This is a genomic window from Streptomyces hirsutus (assembly GCF_001418415.1).
GTDB classification, from domain to species: Bacteria; Actinomycetota; Actinomycetes; order Streptomycetales; family Streptomycetaceae; genus Streptomyces; species Streptomyces hirsutus.
The window spans coordinates 1-6,779 of the sequence record NZ_LIQT01000398.1; the positions used below are offsets into that span (position 1 = coordinate 1).

Genomic DNA, 6,779 nt, shown 5'->3' on the forward strand with positions numbered 1-6,779 from the left:
TGACCACCAGCTGGGCCCGGTCGCGGGCGCCCAGTTTGGCCATGGCCCGGTTGACGTGCGTCTTCACGGTCAGCGGGCTGACCTCCAGGCGTGCGGCGATCTCGTCGTTGGAGTGGCCGCCGGCGACCTGGACCAGCACCTCGCGCTCCCGCACGGTCAGCGAGTCGAGACGCTGCGCGCGGTCCGGGTCGCGGTCGGCGCCGTCGGACGGGCCCGCCTGGGCGAGGAAGCGGGCGATCAGCCCCTTGGTGGCGGCCGGGGACAGCAGCGCCTCGCCTTCGGCGGCGATCCGGATGGCGCTGAGCAGTTCGCCGGGTTCGGAGCCCTTGCCGAGGAAGCCGGAGGCGCCGGCCCGCAGCGACTGCACCACGTAGTCGTCGACCTCGAAGGTCGTCAGGATCACCACGCGGACCCCGTCGAGTTCGGGGTCCGCGCTGATCAGACGGGTGGCCGCGAGGCCGTCGGTGCCGGGCATCCGGATGTCCATGAGGACGACGTCGGCGCGCTGTTCGCGGGCCAGCCGGACCGCTTCGGCGCCGTCGGACGCCTCGCCCACCACCTCCATGTCCGGCTCGGAGTCGACGAGGACGCGGAAGGCGCTGCGCAACAGGGCCTGGTCGTCGGCGAGCAGGACGCGGATGGTCATGGGTTCCCCCGGGAGCGCTGGTCACGGGCCGTCCTGGACCGCGAACGGGTCACGGACCGTCCTGGGCCGCGGACGTGTGGGTCTCGACGGGCAGGATCGCATGGACGCGGAAGCCGCCGCCGTAGCGGGGGCCGGTGGTGAGGGTGCCGCGCAGGGCGGTGACGCGTTCCCGCATGCCGAGCAGACCGTGGCCGCCCCCCTTGCCGTTGCCCGTGCCCGTGCCCGTGCCCGTGCCGGTGCCCGTGCCGTCGGGGGCTTCGCGACGGCCGGTGCCGGTGCCGTCGTCGAGGACGGTGATCTCGAGGTGCGGACCCACCCGGACGACGCTGACCTCGGCCCTCGCCTCGGCGCCGGCGTGCTTCTGGACGTTGGTGAGTGCCTCCTGGACGACCCGGTAGGCGGCCAGGTCGACAGCGGCGGGCAGCGCGGGGGCGTGGTCCGGGCGCTGGTCCTCGCGGGCGACCAGGACCCGCAGGCCGGCGTTGCGGAAGGTGCCGGCGAGGTCGTCGAGGCGGTCCAGTCCGGGGGCGGGCTCGGTGGGGGCCTCGGGGTCGCCGGACTGGCGCAGCAGGCCGACGGTGGCCCGCAGTTCGCCGAGCGCCGAGCGGCTGGCCTCGCGGACGTGGGCGAGCGCCTCCTTGGCCTGGTCGGGCCGCTTGTCCATGACATGGGCGGCGACCCCGGCCTGGACGTTGACCAGGGCGATGTGGTGGGCGACGACGTCGTGCAGGTCGCGGGCGATGCGCAGGCGTTCCTCGGCGACGCGGCGACGGGCCTCCTCCTCGCGGGTGCGTTCGGCCCGCTCGGCGCGTTCCCTGATGGCCTGGACGAAGGCACGGCGGCTGCGGACGGCGTCCCCGGCGGTGGCGCCGATCCCGGTCCAGGCCAGGATGGCCAGGTTCTCCTGGGCGTACCAGGGCAGCGGGCCGGCGATCATGGCGGCGCCGGTGAGGACGGTCATGGTGAGCAGGCCGACCCGCCAGGTGGTGGGGCGGTCGGTGGCGGAGGCGACGGTGTAGAGCGCGACGACCACGCACATCGCGACCGGGGCGCGGGGGTCGCCGGTGACGGACTCCACCAGGGAGACCCCGCCGGTGAAGGCGAGGACCGCGAGGGGCGCCCGGCGCCGGAGGACGAGCGCGGCGGCGCCGAGCACCATGAGGACCAGGCTGAGCGCGTCGGGCGTGCGCAGCGCCCAGGTGACGCCGTCGGGGCCGTGCGGCTCCACGAGGGACCCGGCCACGATGCACACCAGGACGCCCGCGGCCAGGGCCGCGTCCAGGGCGAAGGGGTGCGCGCGCAGCCGGCGCCGGGCACGCTGGAAGGTGCTCACGACCGTTCACCGTACGGGGTCGCGGAAGCGTACGGGGCGCGGGCCGGCGGCGGATCGGTGGTGAGAGCCGCACCTGCCGTGAACGGGCCTGCGGTGAACGGTTCGGATCCGAACGGTTCCGGTGTGAGCGGTTCCGGTGTGAGCGGTTCCGGTGTGAGCGGTTCCGGTGTGAGCGGTATGCGTGCGAGCGGTACGGCCGTGGGTGGCCCGGCGGGCCGGGGGCTCATGGGCCCGGGATCAGTCCGTCGTCCGTGCCCGGGATCAGTCCGTCGCCGTCGTCGCTGAGCAGCTCCCGGACCTCCTCGATGGTCGCGTCCGGGGAGGGGAGGATGAGGTCGGAGGGTTCCAGGGAGTCGTCCGGCAGCGGTTCGCCGAGCTCGTGGACCCTGTTCAGCAGGGCGGTGAGGGTGCGACGGAAGCCGGGGCCGTCGCCGTTGTCCATCTCGGCGAGGAGTTCCTCGTCGAGTTTGTTCAGCTCGGCGAGGTGGCTCTCGGCCAGAGCCACCTGCCCCTCCCCCATGATCCGTACGATCATGTCGGCCTCCTGAGCCGCCCTGGCGGGGGCTCGGTCGTCGTCGGCACGGTGTCCCGTGCGGCGGTCACTGCTTGTCGAACCGCGGGGTGTCCTGCGGCTGCTGGGCCTGGGACTGTTCGCTGCCGCCCTCGATGGCCTGCTTCTCCCCGGAGGGGCCGCCGGCCAGCTCGGCCTTCATGCGCTGCAGTTCCAGCTCCACATCCGTACCACCGGAGAGCCGGTCCAGCTCGGCCTGGATGTCGTCCTTGTGCATGCCGGACTGGTCGTCGAGGGCGCCGGAGGCGAGCAGCTCGTCGATGGCACCGGCCCGCGCCTGGAGCTGGGCCGTCTTGTCCTCGGCCCGCTGGATCGCCAGCCCGACGTCGCCCATCTCCTCGGAGATGCCGGAGAAGGCCTCGCCGATCCGGGTCTGTGCCTGCGCCGCCGTGTACGTGGCCTTGATGGTCTCCTTCTTGGTGCGGAAGGCGTCGACCTTGGCCTGGAGCCGCTGGGCCGCGAGGGTGAGCTTCTCCTCCTCGCCCTGGAGCGTCGAGTGCTGCGTCTCCAGGTCCGTCACCTGCTGCTGGAGGGCGGCGCGGCGGGAGAGGGCCTCGCGGGCGAGGTCCTCACGGCCCAGCGCGAGCGCCTTGCGTCCCTGGTCCTCCAGCTTGGAGGACTGGGACTGCAGCTGGTTGAGCTGGAGCTCCAGGCGCTTGCGGCTGGTCGCCACGTCGGCGACGCCCCGGCGGACCTTCTGGAGCAGCTCCAGCTGTTTCTGGTACGAGTAATCGAGGGTCTCGCGCGGATCCTCGGCCCGGTCAAGGGCCTTGTTCGCCTTCGCGCGGAAGATCATCCCCATACGCTTCATGACACCGCTCATGGGCTTCGCGCGCCCCCTTCTGACGGACTCCGGCTCACACTTCTGCGACAGAACCCACAGTACGGGCCCTGCATCCATTACCGCACTGTCCAGGGGCGGATGCGCTCATCCCCAAGGACGACTGCGCATCCTCCCGGTCCGGCGCAGGGAGTAGGTGATCCCCGGGTACCGGCCGGACAACCCGCCCCAAGTCACACACAACGCCCCCTCTGTCCGTCCTCTACGGACGCGCGGTGTTGCCGGATCGTTCCCCCCGGGGCTGGGGTCCAACCCCGGGTACCCCGTACCCTTGGGTTTTGTGTTCCGTAGCCGTGCCAAGGAAGAGAAGGCCCACGCCGACAAGGCGACGGTGACCGACTCCAAGCAGACCCGCCACCCGGAGGCCCCCAAGGGCCGTCCCACGCCCAAGCGCAGCCAGGCCCAGACCCAGCGGCGCAGCGTGGCCAATACGTCGATGACGCGCAAGGAGGCCGCCAAGCGGCAGCGTGACGAGCGCCGTGCCGCGATGGAGCGCCAGCGCCAGGCGCTGGCCAGCGGCGACGAGCGCTACCTGCCCGCCCGTGACAAGGGGCCGGTGCGCCGGTTCGCGCGCGACTACGTCGACTCGCGGTTCAACATCGCGGAGTACTTCCTGCCGATGGCGGTGATCATCCTGGTGCTGAGCATGATCCGGGTGCCCCAGCTGCAGAACGCCGCGCTGCTGCTGTGGCTCGTCGTGATCGTGCTGATCGTGCTCGACTCCGCCGTGACCGGCTTCCGGCTGAAGAAGCGGCTGGCCGAGCGCTTCCCCGACGAAAAGCGCCGCGGCGCCGTCGCCTACGCGCTGATGCGCTCGCTGCAGATGCGCCGACTGCGTCTGCCCAAGCCCCAGGTCAAGCGCGGGGAGCGGCCCTGAGCACCACGCCGTTCGTCGACGGCGCGGCACCGGTGGCGGTGCCCGCGCAGGCCTCGCCCGCGCAGGGCGGGCCGTCCGGTGACCTGCGGGAAGTCGTACGGCAGGAACTGATGGCCCGTCAGCTCGACGAGCAGATAGTGGGACGGTTCCCGGTCGGGCGGCGGCTGCGCGTGCTGGACGTCGGCATGGGCCGCGGCGCACAGGCACTGCGCCTGGCGCGGGCCGGCCACCAGGTGACCGGTCTGGAGCGGGACGCGGAGATGATCTCCGCCGCGCGCGCGGCGCTCGCCGGGGAGCCCGAGGGCATCCGGGAGCGGATGCGGGTCGTCGAGGGCGACGGCCGCGACACCGGGGTGCACTTCCTGCCGGGCAGCTTCGACGTGGTGCTCTGCCACGGCGTACTCATGCACGTGGCGGAGCCGGACCCGCTGGTGGCGGGGCTGGCCCGGATGCTCGCGCCCGACGGCCTGCTGTCGCTGCTGGTGCGCAACGGCGACGCGCCGGCGATGCGGGCCGGCCTGCGCGGCGACTGGGCCGGGGCGCTGGCCGCGTTCGACACGCCGCGCCCTGCGGACGACTCGGATGCCGGGGCGCGGGCCGACCGGCTGGCGGACCTCACGGCGACGCTCGCGGGGCTCGGGGCGCCGCTGCACACCTGGTACGGGGTGCGGGTCTTCACGGACACGGCGGTGGACGGGGCGCACGTCGCGCACGGCCTCGGCTGTCCCGACGACCTGACGGCGCTCCTCGCGGTCGAGGAGCGGGCCGGCCGGACGGACCCCTACCGCGGGGTGGCGTCACTGCTTCACCTGTGCGGCGTACGGGGCTGAGCGGACGCGGGACGGGCGAGGGCCGGAGCCCCCGCCCGATGAGCCACGTCGCCCTCGCCCGGATTCTCACGCCCGGGGCCTCACGCCCGCGGGTTCACACCTCTTCCGCGTGCAGGCTCATCGGCCCGTAGATCTCCGTGGTGTCCTCCAGCAGCCGCACCTGGTCGGCGCCGCCCTCCACCAGGGCCTTCCAGTTCTCCCCGATCCAGGACTCGGCGTCCCCCTGCGTGGTGAAGTCCTCCGGTGTCACCGCGGGCTCGACCTGCGTCCCGTCGGCCTTCTCGAACCGCCACGTCCATGCCGCCATGTACGCCTCCGTGGGTATGAGCACCTGCACGACAGGAGCCGGATCATGGTCCGGCTCCTGGAGCAGAGCCTAGAGCCTGTCCGGCGGATGATTCGGGGGATCATCGGTGACCGTGCCCGACCGGGCGCGCAGGAGCCGTGGGAAGGGGCGAAAATCGGGTCCGTGGAACTCACTCTGCTCGGCACCGGTGCCCCCGCGGGCCTGCCCCGCCCCGACTGTCCCTGCGCCGCCTGCGCGTCCGCCGCCGGGCCGTACGCGCGCGCGGCGACCTCGCTGCTCGTGGACGGCTCGCTGCTGCTCGACCTGATGCCGGGCGTGGCGTTCGCCGCCGCCCGCGCGGGGCATTCGCTGGGCGGTGTGCGCCAGGTGCTGCTCTCCCATCCGCACGACGGCCCCGCGGTCGAGGTGCCCGCCGGGCTGCCGCAACCCGGCCGGGTGCCGGACGGGCGGGAGCTGGCGCTGCTGACGGGCCACCGGGTGCGGGCGATGGCGCTGGACGCTCCGGGCACCGGGTACGCGGTGACCGGTCCGGACGGGCAGCGGCTGCTGTACCTGCCGCCGGGCACGGCGCCGGCCGGTCTGGAGGAGCCGGCCGAACCGTACGCCATGGTGCTGCTGGACGTCGTGGGGCGCCCGGACGCGCTGGCGCGGCTGCGGGCGGTGGGCGCGGTGGGGCCGACGACGGACGTCGTCGCCGTGCACCTCGACCACGACGTGCCGCCGGGTGCGGAGGAGCGGCGCCGGCTCGCGGCGGCCGGGGCGCGCGCCGTGCCGGACGGGACCACGCTGGAGGTGGGCGCCTACGAGCACGTCCCCGACCTGCCGCGCCGGACGCTGGTCCTGGGCGGGGCCCGGTCCGGCAAGTCGGTGGAGGCCGAGCGCCGGCTGGAGTCCCTGCCCCAGGTGCTGTACGTCGCGACGGGCGGGTCCCGCAACGGGGACACCGAGTGGGCGGCCCGGGTGTCGGCCCATCAGGAGCGGCGGCCCGGGTCGTGGCGGACCGTGGAGACCTGCGACCTGGTGCCGCTGCTGGGGGCCGACGGGCCGCCGCTGCTGGTGGACTGTCTGTCGCTGTGGCTGACGGACGCGATGGACTCCGTCGGGGCGTGGGACGACGCGGAGTGGGCGGGCGGCGGGGAACGGGCGCTGAAGGAACGGGTGCGTGAGCTGACGGACGCGGTACGGGCGACCCGGCGGACCGTGGTCGCCGTGTCCAACGAGGTGGGCTCGGGCATCGTCCCCGCCACCGCGTCCGGCCGCCGGTACCGGGACGAACTCGGGCGGCTGAACGCGGCGTTCGCCCAGGAGTGCGAGCAGGTGCTGCTGGTGGTGGCGGGCCAGGCACTGGTGCTCCGGGGGTGAACAGGCGGGACC

The 6,779-nt window shown here is 73.9% G+C and carries 8 protein-coding genes; 3 read left to right on the forward strand and 5 right to left on the reverse strand.

Annotated features, from left to right (window positions below; genetic code table 11):
- The 4 genes from AOK11_RS27820 to AOK11_RS27840 form a co-directional block, all read right to left on the reverse strand.
- A partial coding sequence (locus AOK11_RS27820; RefSeq protein WP_055596475.1) for a response regulator occupies positions 1 to 646 on the reverse strand: 646 nt, incomplete at its 3' end.
- A 49-nt stretch (positions 647 to 695) separates the two neighbouring features.
- On the reverse strand, positions 696 to 1,979 hold the full coding sequence (locus AOK11_RS27825) for a sensor histidine kinase (RefSeq protein ID WP_055596476.1): 1,284 nt from the start codon (positions 1,977 to 1,979) through the stop codon (positions 696 to 698).
- Between the two features lie 223 nt (positions 1,980 to 2,202).
- Positions 2,203 to 2,514 carry a PspA-associated protein PspAA gene (gene pspAA, locus AOK11_RS27835; RefSeq protein WP_055596478.1) on the reverse strand — a complete coding sequence of 104 codons (312 nt, stop codon included), beginning with the start codon at positions 2,512 to 2,514 and terminating at the stop codon, positions 2,203 to 2,205.
- Between the two features lie 64 nt (positions 2,515 to 2,578).
- Positions 2,579 to 3,361 carry a PspA/IM30 family protein gene (locus AOK11_RS27840; protein WP_276204849.1) on the reverse strand — a complete coding sequence of 261 codons (783 nt, stop codon included), beginning with the start codon at positions 3,359 to 3,361 and terminating at the stop codon, positions 2,579 to 2,581.
- Between the two features lie 271 nt (positions 3,362 to 3,632).
- On the opposite strand from AOK11_RS27840, the gene AOK11_RS27845 reads away from it, so the two are divergent.
- Together AOK11_RS27845 and AOK11_RS27850 are read left to right on the forward strand one after the other, a co-directional pair.
- The gene (locus AOK11_RS27845) at positions 3,633 to 4,268 is read left to right on the forward strand and encodes a DUF3043 domain-containing protein (RefSeq protein ID WP_079035129.1); all 636 of its coding nucleotides are present in this window, start codon (positions 3,633 to 3,635) and stop codon (positions 4,266 to 4,268) included.
- A 110-nt stretch (positions 4,269 to 4,378) separates the two neighbouring features.
- Positions 4,379 to 5,098 carry a class I SAM-dependent methyltransferase gene (locus AOK11_RS27850; RefSeq protein ID WP_055596482.1) on the forward strand — a complete coding sequence of 240 codons (720 nt, stop codon included), beginning with the start codon at positions 4,379 to 4,381 and terminating at the stop codon, positions 5,096 to 5,098.
- Positions 5,099 to 5,192: 94 nt separating this feature from the next.
- Here AOK11_RS27850 and AOK11_RS27855 read toward each other — a convergent pair whose 3' ends face one another.
- Positions 5,193 to 5,405 carry a hypothetical protein gene (locus AOK11_RS27855; RefSeq protein WP_055596483.1) on the reverse strand — a complete coding sequence of 71 codons (213 nt, stop codon included), beginning with the start codon at positions 5,403 to 5,405 and terminating at the stop codon, positions 5,193 to 5,195.
- Between the two features lie 162 nt (positions 5,406 to 5,567).
- On the opposite strand from AOK11_RS27855, the gene AOK11_RS27860 reads away from it, so the two are divergent.
- Positions 5,568 to 6,767 carry a bifunctional adenosylcobinamide kinase/adenosylcobinamide-phosphate guanylyltransferase gene (locus AOK11_RS27860; protein ID WP_055596481.1) on the forward strand — a complete coding sequence of 400 codons (1,200 nt, stop codon included), beginning with the start codon at positions 5,568 to 5,570 and terminating at the stop codon, positions 6,765 to 6,767.
- Positions 6,768 to 6,779 lie beyond the last annotated feature (12 nt).